At 31.6% G+C, this 15,467-nt stretch carries 17 protein-coding genes; 7 read left to right on the top strand and 10 right to left on the bottom strand.

Going from position 1 to position 15,467, the window contains the following annotated elements; translation table 11 throughout:
• Positions 1 to 116: 116 nt before the first annotated feature.
• Positions 117 to 866, top strand: a complete 750-nt coding sequence (locus tag IMCC3317_RS02690) for a CDP-alcohol phosphatidyltransferase family protein (RefSeq protein WP_160127968.1) — start codon at positions 117 to 119, stop codon at positions 864 to 866.
• 141 nt (positions 867 to 1,007) lie between these two features.
• Here IMCC3317_RS02690 and lptB read toward each other — a convergent pair whose 3' ends face one another.
• From lptB to IMCC3317_RS02670, 4 genes are all read right to left on the bottom strand, one after another.
• The gene (lptB, locus tag IMCC3317_RS02685) at positions 1,008 to 1,763 is read right to left on the bottom strand and encodes an LPS export ABC transporter ATP-binding protein (RefSeq protein ID WP_160127967.1); all 756 of its coding nucleotides are present in this window, start codon (positions 1,761 to 1,763) and stop codon (positions 1,008 to 1,010) included.
• Positions 1,764 to 1,925: 162 nt separating this feature from the next.
• Positions 1,926 to 2,273 carry a carboxymuconolactone decarboxylase family protein gene (locus IMCC3317_RS02680; RefSeq protein ID WP_160127966.1) on the bottom strand — a complete coding sequence of 116 codons (348 nt, stop codon included), beginning with the start codon at positions 2,271 to 2,273 and terminating at the stop codon, positions 1,926 to 1,928.
• A complete protein-coding gene (gene tatC / locus IMCC3317_RS02675; protein WP_317172569.1) occupies positions 2,266 to 3,063 on the bottom strand; it encodes a twin-arginine translocase subunit TatC in 798 nt (265 codons plus the stop codon). Before tatC ends, IMCC3317_RS02680 begins: the two co-directional genes overlap by 8 nt.
• A gap of 23 nt (positions 3,064 to 3,086) precedes the next feature.
• Positions 3,087 to 4,055 carry a KpsF/GutQ family sugar-phosphate isomerase gene (locus IMCC3317_RS02670; RefSeq protein ID WP_160127964.1) on the bottom strand — a complete coding sequence of 323 codons (969 nt, stop codon included), beginning with the start codon at positions 4,053 to 4,055 and terminating at the stop codon, positions 3,087 to 3,089.
• An 85-nt stretch (positions 4,056 to 4,140) separates the two neighbouring features.
• On the opposite strand from IMCC3317_RS02670, the gene IMCC3317_RS02665 reads away from it, so the two are divergent.
• The gene (locus IMCC3317_RS02665; RefSeq protein ID WP_160127963.1) at positions 4,141 to 6,339 is read left to right on the top strand and encodes a RecQ family ATP-dependent DNA helicase; all 2,199 of its coding nucleotides are present in this window, start codon (positions 4,141 to 4,143) and stop codon (positions 6,337 to 6,339) included.
• A 64-nt stretch (positions 6,340 to 6,403) separates the two neighbouring features.
• On the opposite strand, the gene IMCC3317_RS02660 is transcribed toward IMCC3317_RS02665, so the two are convergent.
• From IMCC3317_RS02660 to IMCC3317_RS02650, 3 genes are all read right to left on the bottom strand, one after another.
• On the bottom strand, positions 6,404 to 7,075 hold the full coding sequence (locus IMCC3317_RS02660; RefSeq protein WP_160127962.1) for a response regulator: 672 nt from the start codon (positions 7,073 to 7,075) through the stop codon (positions 6,404 to 6,406).
• A gap of 4 nt (positions 7,076 to 7,079) precedes the next feature.
• A complete protein-coding gene (locus IMCC3317_RS02655) occupies positions 7,080 to 9,095 on the bottom strand; it encodes a tetratricopeptide repeat-containing sensor histidine kinase (RefSeq protein ID WP_160127961.1) in 2,016 nt (671 codons plus the stop codon).
• A gap of 96 nt (positions 9,096 to 9,191) precedes the next feature.
• Complete coding sequence (locus IMCC3317_RS02650) at positions 9,192 to 9,362, bottom strand: hypothetical protein (RefSeq protein WP_160127960.1); 171 nt, start codon at positions 9,360 to 9,362, stop codon at positions 9,192 to 9,194.
• A gap of 458 nt (positions 9,363 to 9,820) precedes the next feature.
• Here IMCC3317_RS02650 and IMCC3317_RS02645 point away from each other — a divergent pair, with 458 nt between their 5' ends.
• From IMCC3317_RS02645 to IMCC3317_RS02635, 3 genes are all read left to right on the top strand, one after another.
• Positions 9,821 to 10,753, top strand: a complete 933-nt coding sequence (locus tag IMCC3317_RS02645) for a peptidylprolyl isomerase (RefSeq protein WP_160127959.1) — start codon at positions 9,821 to 9,823, stop codon at positions 10,751 to 10,753.
• A gap of 57 nt (positions 10,754 to 10,810) precedes the next feature.
• A complete protein-coding gene (locus IMCC3317_RS02640) occupies positions 10,811 to 11,347 on the top strand; it encodes a YfiT family bacillithiol transferase (protein WP_160127958.1) in 537 nt (178 codons plus the stop codon).
• A gap of 282 nt (positions 11,348 to 11,629) precedes the next feature.
• Complete coding sequence (locus tag IMCC3317_RS02635) at positions 11,630 to 12,613, top strand: IS110 family RNA-guided transposase (RefSeq protein WP_228054925.1); 984 nt, start codon at positions 11,630 to 11,632, stop codon at positions 12,611 to 12,613.
• A gap of 103 nt (positions 12,614 to 12,716) precedes the next feature.
• Here the strand turns inward: IMCC3317_RS02635 and IMCC3317_RS02630 are convergent, their stop codons facing one another.
• Positions 12,717 to 13,271: a thioredoxin family protein gene (locus IMCC3317_RS02630; protein WP_160127956.1), complete on the bottom strand. Its 555-nt coding sequence runs from the start codon at positions 13,269 to 13,271 to the stop codon at positions 12,717 to 12,719.
• A 44-nt stretch (positions 13,272 to 13,315) separates the two neighbouring features.
• Between IMCC3317_RS02630 and IMCC3317_RS02625 the strand changes: the two genes are divergently transcribed.
• The gene (locus IMCC3317_RS02625; protein ID WP_160127955.1) at positions 13,316 to 13,651 is read left to right on the top strand and encodes a tRNA-binding protein; all 336 of its coding nucleotides are present in this window, start codon (positions 13,316 to 13,318) and stop codon (positions 13,649 to 13,651) included.
• Positions 13,652 to 13,796: 145 nt separating this feature from the next.
• Positions 13,797 to 14,477 carry a DUF2461 domain-containing protein gene (locus tag IMCC3317_RS02620; protein ID WP_160127954.1) on the top strand — a complete coding sequence of 227 codons (681 nt, stop codon included), beginning with the start codon at positions 13,797 to 13,799 and terminating at the stop codon, positions 14,475 to 14,477.
• A gap of 56 nt (positions 14,478 to 14,533) precedes the next feature.
• Here the strand turns inward: IMCC3317_RS02620 and IMCC3317_RS02615 are convergent, their stop codons facing one another.
• A complete protein-coding gene (locus tag IMCC3317_RS02615; RefSeq protein WP_160127953.1) occupies positions 14,534 to 14,755 on the bottom strand; it encodes a hypothetical protein in 222 nt (73 codons plus the stop codon).
• Between the two features lie 5 nt (positions 14,756 to 14,760).
• Positions 14,761 to 15,384, bottom strand: coding sequence for a hypothetical protein (locus IMCC3317_RS02610; RefSeq protein ID WP_160127952.1), 624 nt, complete (start codon positions 15,382 to 15,384; stop codon positions 14,761 to 14,763).
• Between the last annotated feature and the right edge of the window lie 83 nt (positions 15,385 to 15,467).

Here is a 15,467-nt window from a genome sequence, read left to right as displayed (position 1 = left end):
TTTCTACCCTAATAAACTCAAAAATTACGTAGATATTGTATGGATTTAGCGAACATTTTCACTTCTTTTCAGTGGAGTTTGTAAAGTTTAATTATTTTTACAAAAAATCATACTACATGAATATCAAAAAACACATTCCAAATTTCATCACATTATTGAATTTATTTTGCGGTTGTTTGGCAGTAATTTTCGCTGTGAAAAACCAATTAGAGATTGCTGCATTTTTTGTGTTTCTAGGAATATTTTTCGACTTTTTTGATGGCTTTGCAGCCAGAATGTTAAAGGTACAAAGTGAATTGGGTTTGCAACTAGATTCGTTAGCGGATATGGTAACTAGCGGCGTTGTTCCTGGAATTATAATGTATCAATTATTTAATAAATCCTTAGATATACATGAGAAAGTGAACGATGGACATTCTTGGTCAGATTCGTGGCATTGGTTTCAAAATGAAGTTCATTTCTTGCCGTTATTTGGGTTGTTAATTGTGCTTGCTTCAGCGTATCGTTTGGCAAAATTCAACATCGATGAAAACCAAACTTCATCATTTATCGGATTGCCAACACCTGCAAATACATTGCTTATTATATCATTTCCGCTGATTTTAATGTATCAAGGAAGCGAAATAGTTGACGCAATTATTCTAAATAAATGGTTTTTGATAGGAATGACGTTAGTAAGTTGTTATGTATTGAATGCAAAGATTCCATTATTCGCCTTAAAATTTAAAGATTGGAGTTTTAAAAATAATGCTGTAAAGTATATTTTTATCGCGCTTTGTCTGTTATTATTAGTGTTTTTACAGTTTTTAGCGATTCCGATTATAATTTTATTGTATGTGTTGATTTCTTTGGTGAAAAATAATTGAAATTTTAAATTATATATGTTGAATTTTAAATGTATAATTTTGGCTATAATTTATCATGAATGATAGTCGAAATGGTCAGTTTACTTTATTTTCAACTCACAACTCACAACTCACAACTCACAACTCACAACTGAAAAAAATCTAACCTTTCGCGCTTTCAAAGTCAATTTTCTTTTTACGTAATTCGAAGTTTTGACCAAGATATACTTTCCGAACCATTTCGTCTTCGGCTAATTCTTGTGGCTTTCCAGCTTTTAGAATGTTTCCTTCAAACATTAAATAGGTTCTATCTGTAATTGCTAAGGTTTCTTGTACGTTGTGATCGGTAATTAAGATTCCGATGTTTTTGTTTTTTAAGTGTGCAATTATTCGCTGAATGTCTTCAACCGCAACAGGATCAACTCCTGCGAAAGGTTCATCTAATAATACAAAACTTGGATCGGTTGCTAATGCGCGAGCAATTTCTGTTCGTCTTCGTTCGCCACCAGACAATAAATCGCCACGATTTTTACGAATGTGTCCTAAACCAAATTCTTCAATGAGCGATTCCATTTTCATTAATTGCTCTTTTTTTGATAGTTTAGTCAATTGTAATACACTTAAAATATTGTCTTCAATGCTCAATTTTCTGAATACCGAAGCTTCTTGTGCCAAATAACCAATTCCGTTTTGCGCACGTTTGTACATTGGGAAATTGGTAATTTCTTTGTCGTCCAAAAAGATTTTTCCGCCGTTGGGTTTTATCAATCCAACAATCATATAGAAAGAAGTTGTTTTTCCAGCTCCATTTGGACCTAGTAATCCAACAATTTCGCCTTGATTTACTTCAAGAGAAATTCCCTTTACAACTTTTCGTCCTTTGTAGGACTTCATGATATTTTCAGCTCTTAAAATCATATAATTTGGTCATTGTGAATTGTAAAAATACTAATTTCAGTACAACGCAGGTGTTTTTTAGTATTAAATTAACGTCGCATGATACTGAATTGGATTTAATACATTTAGCATCTAACAGCGAAGCAATCTAAATTCTATCAGCAAAGCGGTCTAAAATCTAACTTATGCCTGTTCCTCTAATGCTTCCCAATATTCATAAGCTTTGCGTAAATGTGGAATGACAATTGTTCCGCCAATTAACGTGGCAATACTTAGCGTTTCCATTACTTGTTCTTTGCTCAAACCTTCTTTGTGGCAAGATTCTAAGTGGTATTTTATACAATCGTCACAACGCAATACCGTAGAAGCTACTAAACCAAGTAATTCCTTTGTTTTTACGTCTAAAGCACCTTCTGAAAAAGCATTTGTATCTAAATTGAAGATACGTTTGATTACTTTGTTATTATCGGCTAAAATTTTATCATTCATTTTAACTCGATACGCATTAAATTCTTCTACTTGATTAGGCATTTTTTAATTTCTTTTTTAAATTTTTCTCTACTCTTTTTGATATGATGATTCCTACTTCATATAAGATTAATATTGGAATTGCTACTACAACTTGACTCGCAACATCAGGAGGCGTAATTACGGCAGCAAGAATCAATACGACAACTAACGCATGTTTTCGATACTTGCGTAAGAATGCAGGCGTAATTAATCCTAATTTTGATAAAAAGTATATAACTAATGGCAATTCAAAAACTAATGAAACACCTAGTAATGTGTTAGTTAGTAAACTAATGTGTGATTGAACTGTAATGGTGTTTTGAATTTTATCTGTAATAGAGAATGTGTAGAAAAAGTACGACGACATTGGCATAATTACGTAATAACTGAACAATAATCCAACAAAGAATAGGAGTGAAGCCAATACTATAAACCAGCGTGATTTTCCACGTTCTTTCGGGTTTAATCCTGGAGCGATAAATCGCCATAATTCAAATAAAATATATGGAAATGCAAAGATGAGTCCTAAAATTAGTGATGTCCAAATTGCCATTGTAAATTGTCCTGTGACATCTAAATTATTCAATTTGTCATTGAAGGTAAGCGAACAAAATTCACTGTCAATACTAATAAGTTCAAACGCTTGGCAGAAAAATTTATACGTTACAAAATTCCCATCTAAATGGACAATTAATAAGTTATCATAAATAGATGTCATGAATATAAATACTACAACTGCAATAACAAATATGACACTAAAACTACGGATAAGATGCCATCTTAGTTCTTCTAAATGATCTAAGAATGACATTTCATTTTTATTTTTTTTCCCCATTATAAGATTCCTTCTTTAACTAAATCATGCAAATGTACGATTCCTGCGTATCTTCCTTCATCTTCTACCATTAATTGTGAAATTCCGTTGTTTTCCATTATTTCTAACGCTTCAACAGCCATAGCGTCGTTCGCAATTCGTTTTGGATTGGACGACATTATATTGTGTGCTTTTAAATCGCCAATAAAATCATTATCAGCTAACATACGTCTAATATCTCCATCCGTAATGACACCAATAATTTCTTCAACATCATTCACAACGGCAGTTGCGCCTAACATTCCTTTGGAAATTTCGATAATGACATCTTTTACAGAACTATCCGCGAGTACTTTCGGTTTTTGATTTACAGAAGCCAAATCGTTGACACGCAAGTATAATTTTTTTCCTAAAGCGCCACCAGGATGAAATTTCGCAAAATCTTTACTTGAAAAACCTCGTAAATCTAATAAGCAAATTGCCAATGCATCTCCTAAGACCAATTGTACGGTTGTACTTGTAGTTGGCGCCAAATTGTTTGGACAGGCTTCTTTTTCAGCGTAAGCGTGTAACACATAATCTGCTTGTATTCCAAGATAAGATTCTTTGTTAGAGGTAATTGCGATTAATTTGTTGTTGCCATTCTTAATTAAAGGAACTAATACTTTGATTTCAGGAGTGTTCCCACTTTTTGAAATACAAATAACTGTATCGTGTTCTTGAATAATTCCTAAATCACCGTGAATAGCATCTGCGGCATGCATAAAAATTGCAGGCGTTCCCGTAGAATTTAACGTTGCGACGATTTTTGTGGCAATGTTGGCGCTTTTTCCAATACCAGTTACAACGACTCTTCCGTTAGAATTATAGATGTATGAGACTGCTTCGGCAAACTCGTCATCGATTAATGGAATTAAATTTTTGATCGCATCACATTCTGTTTGAACGGTTTGCTTGGCAACTCGAATAATACTATCTTTATATTTCAAAATGAATAAATTTAAAAATTGCTGTTACTAAAGAATATAGTATCTTTAGAGTATGCAAATGTATGTAAAATAGTAAAAACATAGAATGAGTTTAGTAGAAATTGACTTATATAAGGAGCTAAAGAAGCACTTCGGGTTCAGTCAATTCAAAGGACTACAGGAAGAAGTTATTAAAAGCATCATCAGCAATGAAAATACCTTTGTAGTTATGCCAACAGGCGGCGGTAAGTCATTATGTTACCAATTGCCAGCATTAATGAAAGAAGGAACTGCTATTATTGTTTCTCCCCTAATTGCCTTGATGAAGAACCAAGTGGACGCGCTTAGAGGAATATCCTCTCATGACGGTATTGCACACGTGTTAAATTCTTCGCTTACCAAAGCTGAGATTAGACAAGTTAAAGAAGATATTACAAGCGGAATTACGAAATTGTTATATGTAGCTCCGGAATCATTGACAAAAGATGAAAATGTAGCGTTCTTACGGACTGTTCCAATTTCTTTCATGGCTGTTGATGAAGCCCATTGTATTTCAGAATGGGGACACGATTTTCGTCCCGAATACAGAAATCTTAAAAGTATTATAGGTAAGATAGGAGACAATATTCCAATAATTGGATTAACGGCTACCGCTACTCCAAAAGTGCAGGAAGATATTCTTAAGAATTTAGGAATGCCTGATGCCAGAACGTTTACAGCTTCGTTTAATAGACCAAATTTGTATTACGAAATACGTCCGAAGACAAAAAATGTTGATGCGGATATTATACGATTTGTAAAGCAAAATCAAGGAAAAAGCGGAATTATTTACTGTTTGAGTCGTAAACGTGTGGAAGAATTGGCGCAAGTACTTCAGGTAAATGGTGTGAATGCTGTTCCATATCATGCAGGATTAGATCCTAAGAAACGAGCAAAACATCAAGATATGTTTTTGATGGAAGATTGCGAAGTTGTAGTAGCTACGATTGCATTTGGTATGGGAATTGACAAGCCAGATGTTCGTTTTGTGATTCATCATGATATTCCGAAAAGTATTGAAAGTTATTATCAAGAAACCGGAAGAGCAGGAAGAGATGGCGGCGAAGGTCATTGTTTGGCTTTTTATTCCTATAAAGATATTGAGAAGTTAGAAAAATTTATGTCTGGAAAACCTGTTGCAGAACAAGAAATTGGTCATGCGCTGTTGCAAGAAGTCGTTGCGTATGCTGAAACTTCTATTTCTAGGCGAAAATTTATATTACACTATTTTGGTGAAGAATTTCCAGATGATGGAGAAGGCGCAGAGATGGATGATAATGTTCGTTTCCCAAAAAAGAAAATAGAAGCTCAAGATCAAGTTGTAGAACTTTTGAAAGCGATTCAAAGTACTAAACAAACTTATAAATCACGGAATGTTGTGAATGTTTTGATTGGAAATGAAAATGCTTTGATCAAATCGCACAAAACACATTTACAACCATTTTTTGGACTAGGAAAATCGCACGATGATAAATATTGGATGGCGTTAATTCGTCAAGTTTTAGTCGCAGGATTCCTCCGAAAAGATATTGAAACGTATGGCGTTATTAAGTTGACAGACGCAGGAAGAACGTTTATTGAAAGTCCTGAGTCGTTTATGATGACAGAAGATCACAGCTTTTATGATGCAAATAATGACACTGTTATTACTGCTGATAAAGGAAGTGGTGCTGTCGCAGATCAGCAGTTGATGAACATGTTGAAAGACTTGCGTAAAAAAGTTGCCAAACGTTTAAGTGTTCCTCCATTTGTGGTTTTTCAAGATCCTTCTTTGGAAGATATGGCTTTGAAGTATCCAATTTCTATTGAGGAAATGAAAAATATTCATGGTGTTGGCGATGGAAAAGCGAAAAAGTATGGAAAAGATTTTATCCAATTTATCAAAAAATATGTTGATGAAAATGATATTACACGACCAGATGATTTAATTGTTAAAAGTACAGGCGTCAATTCTGCATTAAAATTATATATTATTCAAAATGTAGATAGAAAGCTTCCGCTAGATGATATTGCTGCTGCCAAAGGACTTTCCATGGCTAATTTCATTAAAGAAATGGAGCAAATTGTATACAGTGGCACTAAATTAAATATTAATTATTGGATTGATGATGTTTTGGATGAAGATCAACAAGAGGAAATTCACGAATATTTCTTAGAATCTGAAAATGACAAAATTGAAGCTGCTATGGAAGAGTTTGATGGCGATTATGACGTTGAAGAGTTACGTTTGTATCGCATTAAATTTATTAGTGATGTAGCGAATTAAACCTTTTAATAGATATAAAAAAAGCTGTTTGAGACTTCAAACAGCTTTTTTATTGCTTTATAATTTACAGAAAACCTGTGTTTCTGGCTTGTTCTAATAGTGATTCGTCACCTTTCTTTTCTACATCAAATACTTCTTTTAAATGACGTTTACGTTTTTCAATCGCGGCGAGTGACAATGGAATATATTCTGTTAAGTTTTTTGTTTTAATTCCTTTTGAAAGATGAAATAGGATGTTTCTATCTATATCATCTAGTACAACTTCATTAATAATTCGGGTACGTAATAATTTTGTTACAGTATGACTGTAATATGGTGGATCGGTTAATACGACTTGAAAAGCACGCATTAACTCATCAGAAGTTACATCACTTTTCACTAGAAAACCATCAGGATTTATATTTTTCAGAATATTGTGAATCCTAAAGTTATTATTGAACATAGTTAATATAACTACTTTTGTATCAGGAAGTAACTCTTTTACTTTTATTCCTAAATCTTCTCCGGAAATGATTTTCCCATCAGCAGAAGGCGGTAATTTTATATCTAAAAAAATAACATCGTATGGTGTTCCAGTAGACGAGTTCTTTATTTTGGTATATGCGCCGTCACAACTATCTGCTGTGTCAATTCGCAAGGTCATTTCATCAGAATTAATGCCTAGTAATGCATTTTTATAGCCTTCAATGATCATTGGATGATCGTCGACAATTAGTACTTTAATATCTTTATTCATATGTTTAGGTTAAGTTCTTCGTCATTGGAACGTCAACACTGATAGAAGTTCCTTTACCTGGAATTGAATTTATTATAAATTGTCCATAAAGTAAATCTACTCTTGATTTCATATTTTTAAGTCCTATACCGTTGCTTTTTTTCTCTTGGTCAAAACCAACGCCATCATCTTTAACGGTAAGAATAATATGTTCATCATTCTTTTTAAAATCTAGTATTACGTTTTCTGCTTGCGCATATTTATTTATATTATGGATGGACTCTTGTATAATACGATAAATATTTATCTTAATATGTCCAGGAATATCTGTCCAAACAATACGATTGTCATCTTCAATTTGGTATTTAAAGTTAGTTATTTTCGACTGTTCTTCCAAAAGATTTGCGATCATTGTATTATAACTCGTCGTAGAGTTGAAATTATCGGCACCTAATTCGTGCGAAATATTTCTTACTTCTTCTTCAATACTTTGAAGTTCATTGATATACTGCTCTCTAGACTTTTTAGAACTCGTATCATCTTTTGCATTTAAACTTCCTAAACTAAGTCGTGTTCCGAACAACCTGCCAAGAATTCCGTCGTGTAATTCTAATGAAATGCGTTCTTTTTCGCGTTTTCTTCCTTCTTCAATCTGATCTTGTTGACCAATCATTAAGTTATAAATCTCTTCGTTGGCACGTTGCTGTTGACGTTCCATTTCGAGTTCTTTATTGCGTGTTCGTTGCTGATTTATGATATAAATAAGAAAACCAAAGAAAATAAGTGCTGTTGAAATGCCTACTACCCAAGTAATTTGGTTGCTAAGTCTCTTATTTTTAGTTTTAACTTCCTCTGTTTCAAATTCGATGAGTGTAAACTTGTTACGAATTAAACGGTCTTGTTTTATTAAACTATCGTTTAGGTGGATATATGAATTTAAATAATATGTGTCTTCTTTCGGCTTTATTTTGGCTAATAATTTGTAAACATCTAATAAGTGATCGTATGATTTTATTTTTTTAGCTAAATCCATTGCTTCTGAAGAAAAGTCAAAACTTTTCACTGTATCCTTTTGTGATAAATAATATTCAGAGAGGTGAATTTTATTAATTACAATTCCAACAGGTATTTCTAAACTATCTCTTATTTTTAATGCTCTATAAAATAAATTTGGTAATTCTGTAGTATCATTCAATTTGAATTTTGAATATGCTAAATTATCGGTCAAAGTAGCATATAGTTTAGGGTTTTTAAAAAATAAACTGTCATGAGATAAAGCCTCTTGATATTTATTAATAGCTATTTCGTGATTGTTTAAATTTCTATAAACGATCCCTAAATTATTTAATGTAATAGCTTCTTTTGTACTTTTTTTATTGATTTTTTTTGAATAGTCAAGTGCTAAATTATGATATTCTATAGCTCTATCAAAACCTTCTAAATTGTTATAAATAATCCCTAAATTATTGTAACAATTATATAATTGATTGTAATCCTTTAAAGGCTTAAAAATCTCTATAGCTTTTGCCGTTGTAACTTCACTTCCAGTATAATTTTTCATATCTTTTTGAATACGAGCCATATTATTGAGAAGTAAACCAACATTGATATCATTTGGTGTAATTTTTTCAAAAATCTTTTTTGATGAATTATAAAAGAAAAATGCACTATCTTTTTGATCATTCCTAATATAATAAATTCCTAGATTCCAATAATGATTTGCAATAGAAGAAGAATCATTAACTTTTTCCGCAATAGATAAGCCTAATTTATACGTTTTTTTGAAATTTATAGAATCTCTTAAACTAAGATATGTTTTCGAAATACTATGCAAATATTTACTCTTTGATGAATCATTACTTTTATTTAAGACTAATTCATATGCATTTTGAATAGCTTCTTTTCTTTCTTTAATATCGATATTTCTATTTCTTGATTTATCAATAAGAAGTTGTATTTCACTGTAATCTGTATCTTGAGAAATACAAACTTGAGTAAAAAAAATAATTATAATTACACTACACTTATTTAGTAAATTCAATTTTAATGTTTTAAGAAATACAAATCTATCTTAAATATTCAATAAAAAAAAGTCTTAGACCAATGTCTAAGACTTTTATATTGTTAAAAATCAATTTTAACCATTTGGATTTTCATCAGGTTCAACTTGTTCTTCCTCATCTCCAGTTCCCGTCACATTTTCAAACACGTTATCGTCTCCTGCATCAGAAGTGCTGTTTGGCTCACAAGCGATAAATCCTAAATTTACTACTACTAATAATGCGAATAATCCGAATACTTTTTTCATTTTTTTAATTTTTTAATTAAGTTATTTACTAGTTTATTGTTTACTTATTTGTCACCCATTTTTTCTTATTCCTGTAAAAAAGTTGTCATCTTGGTGTTTTTTAAGCGATTACCGTAATGAACTTCTTTTTTAAAACCATACATTCACTAAAAACACACCTTACCTTTTATTTTTTTGAAAACGTCATTGACATCAAATCAATAATTATTTTCGTGATATTTTTAACGTTTTTTTGATTCAAAACCAACCTAACTATCTGAAAATCAGTAATTGTAACGAAACAGATTTTTAACTTGATTTTGAAATCAAGTTAAAATCAAAAATCCGATCAACGGTACGGTTTCTCGGTAAAATGTATACGGTATAACATTACTATTTTGGAGAAGAAAATTTTTAAGTGTGTATTTTTTAATTGTATTTTGATGCGTATCTTCGCATTTTAAACTAAATACATAACAATGAAAGACGGATTATACGCAAAACTTCATACAAGTAAAGGAGAAATCTTATTGAGCTTGACATACAAAAAAACACCAGGAACAGTAGGTAACTTTGTTGCTTTGTCTGAAGGACAATTAGAAAATAATGTAAAACCACAAGGAACTCCATATTATGACGGATTAAAGTTTCATAGAGTAATTCCAGATTTTATGGTTCAAGGTGGTTGTCCATTAGGAACAGGAACTGGTGGTCCAGGACATAATTTTGACGACGAAATTCATCCAGAATTAACACATAATGAGCCTGGTGTATTGTCTATGGCAAATGCTGGACCTGGAACGAATGGAAGTCAATTCTTCATCACACACATTCCAACACCTTGGTTAGACGGAAAACATACTGTTTTTGGAAATGTTTTTCATGGACAAGAAGTTGTTGATGCTATTGCACAAGGAGATACCGTTGAGAAAGTTGAAATTATCCGTGTTGGAGCTGAAGCTGAAGCATTTAATGCAGTAGAAGCGTTTCTGTTATTTAATGGTGCAAAAGCTACTCGCCTTAAAGCATCTAAAGAAAAGGAAGAAAAAGAATTAGAAGAAATTGCAACTGGTTTTGATAAAACTGAAAGCGGATTACGATATAAAATTATTCAAAGAGGAGAAGGAACGCAAGCAGAAGCTGGAAAAACGGTTTCTGTACACTATAAAGGAATGTTTCCTGATGGTGGCATTTTTGATTCTTCTTACAAATCAAACAAACCAATCGATTTTCCATTAGGACAAGGAAATGTTATTGCAGGATGGGATGAAGGAATCGCTCTACTGAAAGTAGGCGATAAGGCACGTTTTGTAGTTCCTCCACATTTAGCATATGGCGAAAGAGGCGCTGGAGGCGTTATTCCACCAAACGCAACGTTAATGTTCGATGTAGAACTAATGGATGTAAAATAAATAATACCAAAACGCTCTGAAAATCTCAGAGCGTTTTTTTATACAACTATATATACTGTGGATTTAGAAAAATTAAAATACCCAATCGGGAAACTGCAAATTCCGGCTATTATTGCTGCTGAACAGATCTCAGATTGGATTGCAATTTTAGAAAATTTCCCCAAACGATTAGAAAGTTTAGTGGTAAATCTTACGTCTGCACAATTGAATACATCATATCGTCCAAAAGGTTGGACAATTCGTCAAGTAATTCATCACATTGCAGATAGTCATCACAATAGTTATACGCGTTTTAAATGGACGTTAACAGAAGACAAACCAATAATCAAAGTCTATTATGAAGATCGTTGGGCAGAATTATTTGATAGTAAAATGGCGCCAATTATACTTTCGCTAGACTCTATAAAAGCGTTGCACGCAAAATGGACGTATTTTTTAAAAGGTTTGAATACTTCCGATTTAGAACAAGTTTTTATTCATCCAGACGGAAATGAAAAAGTAAGTCTCAAAGAAAATATTGGAATCTATGCTTGGCATTGCAATCATCATTATGCACATATTGAACAATTAATGATTCGTGAAGGTTGGAAATAGAGAAATGTTAAGTTATGAATGTTGAATGTTGAATTTTAAATTATTTCTCGATACAATTTTCTACGAAAATCACTCCTTTAGACTTGTATAGTTATATTTAACAAAACAAAAGAGCAGAACTTAAGTACACTATAATCACTCAGAATTCACAAATTCATTATTCGATTCAGACTTAAGTTCGTTCTTTCATCAGCAATCTCAAATAGAAATTCGGGATTTAAAGCCCATTATCAAGGAGTTGAGTTATTGATGAATTGCTCTTTATCAAAGTCAAACAAAGTTATGAAAAGTATTTATGTAGGGATTGATATTAGTAAGAAAACTTTAGACATTTGTCTTATTGATCAAGGATTAGAATCCTATTTTAAGATTACTAATACCATTAAAAGTGTTGCTAAATTTTTCAAAGGTTTAGCTGAAAAACAGGTTCAATTTTTTGTAGCAATGGAAAATACAGGTCATTATAACTATAATCTTTATGAAGTATTGAAGTGCTATTCATTTAAAGTATATGTTGTAGATTCAAGACATGTTAAGAAAAGTATAGGGTTAGCTCGTGGAAAAAATGATAAAGTTGATGCCAAGCGAATTGCTATTTTTATAGAAAGAAATCATCAAGATTTTCAATGTTGGAAACCAGCTAGTAAGCAAGTACAAGCTATTAAAATTTTATTAAGTCAAAGACGTCATAAAGTCAAAGCCAGACAAGGTTTGAAGCAACAAAATAAAGAACTCAAAATAATGAAAGACCTTGCTTGTGTTAAAAAAATTATTAGTATCAATATGGAACAAATCAAACAGCTTACCAGCCATATAAAAACATTAGAAAAATTAATTGAGTTAGAAATTAAAGAAGATAAAGAACTCCATCAAAATATAAAACGAATCAAAACAGTACCAGGTATAGGACCTATAAGCGCTTGGTCTTTAGTGGTAAAAACAGAAGGTTTTACACGATTAACCGATCCAAGAAAACTTGCTTGTTTCACTGGTGTTGTACCTTTTGAACAACAAAGTGGCACTAGTTTAAAAACCAAACCAAGAGTCTCTAAGATGGCAGATAAACAACTCAAATGTGTATTACAAATGGCAGCGATGAGAGCTGTGAGAATGGAAAATGATTTACAAAAATTCTATCTTAGAAAAGTCAAAGAAGGAAAAAATAAAATGAGTGTATTAAATGCAGTTCGCAATAAACTAATACATATTACAATGGCACTAATAAAAAATCAAACTTTTTACCAAAATCGTTTGCAAATGTCATAGAAATCGAAATGACAATTAATAGCAATCAAAATAGTAATTTCTCATAAACTCATAAACTCATAAACTTTTCACACTGAGCGAAGTCGAAGTGCATAACTCATAGCTAAAACCACTTAATTCCACAACCAATACTCGGTTTCTGAACTTCCGATATTTTTTCTCCTTTCAGTAATGTATCTAAAGCTTCGCGCATAGCTGTTCCTGTAACTGGAATTCCATTATTTGGTCGCGAATTGTCTAGTTGTCCTCTGTAAGCTAACGTTAATTCTTCTTCAAAAATATAAAAATCGGGCGTGCAAGCTGCATCATATTTTTTGGCAACTTCCTGTGTTTCATCATACAAATACACAAAAGGGAATTTTTGCTTTTCAGCATTTTTCTTCATCAAATCAGGCGAATCAGCTGGATAATTGGCTACATCATTGCTCGAAATTGCAATAAAACCAATTCCTTTCGACATAAAATCATTCGCCAATTTCACAATTCCTTCATTTACATGAATTACAAACGGGCAATGATTACAAATAAACATAATAACTGTTCCTTTAGTTCCTTTTTCATCGTGTAAAGAAATAGTTGTATCTGAAATTGTATCAATTAATGAAAAATCGGGAGCTTTTGTGCCAAGCGGAAGCATATTTGAAGGTGTAAGTGCCATTTGATTTATAGTTTTTAATGTTTAAATTTACTCAAAAAAATAGAATGGAAGCCTTAAGTTGGAACGATTTTGAAAAAGTAGACATGCGTATTGGAACAATTATCGAAGCAACTGATTTTCCAAAAGCCAGAAAACCAGCGTATCAACTCACAATTGACTTTGGCGAGGAAATCGGTATTCGCACATCTTCTGCGCAAATTACCAAGCGGTATTCCAAAGAAGAATTAATCGGCAAACAAATTATGGCAGTTGTAAACTTTCCAAAGAAGCAAATTGCCAATTTCTTTTCAGAATGTTTACTTATGGGCGCGGTCAATGGCGATGATGTCATTTTAATGCAACCTTCTGCAAAAATTCCAAATGGATTGAAGGTTTCTTAATTCATCATCAGAAGGATTTAAGATACTGTCTAATTCTAAAATTGCTTTAAAATTCAATACAAAAAATCGATAAGAACTTACTCTTTTGGGACAATTAAGATTTTTTAAGCAATGTATTATTTTGTATTTTCGTAAAAAACACAACATGAACGAAACAATTCCTAGAGAAGTCTTTTCTTTTTTTAATAGACTCAGCAAAAATAACAATAGAGAATGGTTTACAGAAAATAAAAAAGAGTTCAAAGAAATTGAGAATGAAGTAAAACAATTTTACAATCAACTTTCTGAACATTTGAACAAACACGATAAAATTGATAAAGTAAAAATTTTTCGTGTGTATCGTGATGTACGATTTTCTAAAGATAAAACTCCATATAAAACACATTTTGGCGGAAGCTTTCATAGATTGAAACCTGCATTACGTGGCGGTTATTATGTTCATATTCAGCCAAATAATGAATCGTTTATAGCTACTGGATTTTGGGAACCAACAAAAGAAGATTTATTAAGAATTCGCAAAGAATTTGAAACGGATTCAGCAGAAATTAGAAAAATTCTTGCTAAAAAATCATTCAATACTATTTGGGGAGAATTTGTTGGAGATGAAGTGAAATCAGCTCCAAGAGGATTTAGCAAAGAAGATGCAAATATTGATTTAATCAAAAAGAAGCAATTTATTTTTACCAAAAAATTTACGGATAAAGAAGTGACTTCTCCAGAATTTATGGAAGAAGTAGATAAAGCATTCAAAGCAATTCGCCCATTTTTTAACTACATGAGCGAAGTGCTAACTACTGATTTAAATGGTGTTTCATTGTTGGGATAAAGCAAATGATATAAGGTAAGGATAAGAGGTAATTGAAGGGAAATTATTAATGAAAACTAATTAATTTCAGCCTTAATTTCTGAAACTGTTTTGTTTGAAAATTGATTAAGATCATTTAATACATCATCTAACATGGTGATATAATTTTCGTCATTACTAACATTTTTTAATTTTGCAATGATGTTTTGAAACAATAGTTTTTCTTCATTATCAATGAAATAATTGCTATCAATATTAAATGTATAATCAACAATTTTTTCTAGAATAAGCGTTTTCAAACCTTTTAATTTTTTTCAATTCTATTTTGAACATTTTTGTAAACTACTAAGTTTTTTTTAAAATTAGCTTTTCCTTTTTTTTGCTTTATATTTTCATTGAAGATAATCAAAACAGTAGTGTAATCTGTATTGAAAATTTTAGAACAGTCATAAGTATCATTGAATGAAAAATAATCCACAAAAGAAGTTAATGATGCAATTTTTCGTATAGCATTATTCTGATAATCAAATACTTCTGTTTTCAAATATTCATCGCTTTTATAATGAACTTGAACGCCTAAAATATTATCCGAGAGCAGTTTTACATCTTTTGTATTGAATATAGTATCAGTATAGAACGTTATAGTTTGAATGTCGTCAGTACTATAAGAGAAACGAATATCATAAAGACCTTTCGGAAGAAGGTTAAGATGTTTTAAGGAATCGTCAGCGATATATAATTGATACGATTTTTCATCATTAGAATTGTCAGAAGAGCCAAGCCAATACTTAAAATTCAAGTTGTTTTCTCCCAACATAACTTTTCGCAAACCATCAGGCATTTTTTTATCGTCTTTGTAGTTGTGATCACAGGCAACAATAAAGAGGAGAATCACACTAAGTGTAAATAAAATCTTCCAATAATTCATAAGCACTTCCTGAAAATATGATAAAATCATATAAATATATAGAAAATATACTACAAAATAATTAAATTTTAAGAAAGATTATA

This window comes from Kordia antarctica (assembly GCF_009901525.1).
GTDB lineage: Bacteria > Bacteroidota > Bacteroidia > Flavobacteriales > Flavobacteriaceae > Kordia > Kordia antarctica.
Note: the sequence above shows the minus strand (reverse complement) of the source record. Positions and strands in the feature narration are given on the sequence as shown.